1 protein-coding gene is annotated in these 1811 nt (G+C 64.4%); it reads left to right on the forward strand.

Annotated features, from left to right (window positions below; translation table 11 throughout):
* Positions 1–1811: AMP-binding protein (locus A2J03_RS27225; protein ID WP_156520618.1), on the forward strand; the 1811-nt coding region annotated here is incomplete at both ends.

Consider the following 1811-nt stretch of genomic DNA (forward strand, 5'->3'; position numbering starts at 1 on the left):
TGCCGCACAGCGCAGTCGGCCGACTGCTCGACGGCACCGATCTGTTGTTCGCGTTCGGACCCGACGACGTCTGGACGCTGTTCCACTCGTACGCATTCGACTTCTCGGTATGGGAACTGTGGGGACCCCTGCTGCATGGCGGCACTCTCGTCGTGGTCGACTACTTCACGTCGCGATCGCCCGATCTGTTCCGGCAACTGCTGATCCGCGAGAAGGTCACGGTGCTCAACCAGACGCCGTCGGCGTTCTATCAGCTGGCCGAGATCGACCGTATCGAAGGTGGATCGGATCTGGCGGGCCTGCGCTACATCGTCTTCGGAGGTGAGGCTCTCGAACTCCGTCGACTGTCGTCGTGGATCGACCGCTACGGTGATCGGTCACCACGCTTGGTGAACATGTACGGAATCACCGAGACCACCGTGCACGTCTCGCATCGTGAACTCGATACTGCGCTCGTCGCGTCGGCGTCGGGCTCCGTTGTCGGACGCCCGATTCCCGGTCTCCGGATTCACGTACTCGACTCCCGACTCGCGCCGGTCCCTCGCGGTGTAGCGGGTGAGTTGTACGTCGGTGGCGAGCAGTTGGCGCGCGGCTATCTCGGGAAGTACGCGCTGACCGTGACGCGATTCGTCGCGGATCCGTTCCACGGCGGCGGTTCACGTCTGTACAGGTCCGGAGACGTCGCACGCTGGAACACCACCGGGGAACTGGAATTCGTCGGCCGTGCCGATGACCAGGTGAAGATTCGTGGATTCCGCATCGAACTCGGCGAAATCGAAGCGGTGATTCTCGAGCTCGAGCGGGTAGCGCAGGTCGCAGTGATCGCGCGCGAGGACACCCCAGGATCGGCTCGCCTGGTGGCTTACGTGGTTCCCGGTGCCGGCTCGTCTCTCGACACCGACGATCTGCGTGAACAGATCTCGGCTGCGGTACCCGAGTACATGGTGCCCGCCGCGTTCGTTGTTCTGGATTCGATTCCGTTGACCGTCAACGGCAAGCTCGATCGTCGTGCGCTGCCCGCGCCGACGGTTCAGTCGACCGAATTCCAGGCGCCGACGACCGACGCCGAGCGCATCGTCGGCGACGTGTTTGCCGACGTGCTGGGCGTGGACCGGGTGGGAATTCACGACTCGTTCTTCGCTCTCGGCGGCGACAGCATCATGTCGATTCAGGTCGTGTCCCGGGTGAAAGCCAGGGGACTGTCCATCACCGCTCGAAACGTGTTCGAGCACAAGACAGTCGCAGCTATCGCCGAGGTCGCCACCGCGCTCGACGCAGACAGCTCGTCCGCGCTCGCCGAGATGCCCGGCGGCGGTGTCGGCTCGATGCCGGTGACCCCGATAGTGGCGCAGATGCTGGGGCGTGGCCCGCGACTCGGGCGGTACACGCAGAACCTGGCGCTCGAGTTGCCCGCGGAAATCGACGAGCATGGCGTCGTCGCCACGATTCAAGCCGTGATCGATCATCACGACGTCCTGCGGTCGAAGCTGGTCAGGGTCGACGGGGTGTCGACTCAGTATGTCGCCGAACGTGGTTCGGTCGCCGCGTCGGTTCTACTGCACCGTGTCGGTGTCGCTGCGTCGGTGGACGCGGACGAACTGCGGGACCTGGCGTTGCGGGAGACCGATCTGGCAATGGACAGACTCGACCCGTTCGATGGCGTCGTGCTGCAGTTCGTCTGGCTCGATCCCGAACCCGTCGACGGTGAACAGGCCAGGACCGGACGGCTCGTGATCGTGGCGCACCACCTCGTCGTCGATGGGGTGTCGTGGCGCATCATCGTCCCGGATCTGGTGAAGGCGTGGATCTCG

The organism is Rhodococcus sp. EPR-157 (assembly GCF_001647195.1).
Classification (GTDB): Bacteria; Actinomycetota; Actinomycetes; order Mycobacteriales; family Mycobacteriaceae; genus Rhodococcoides.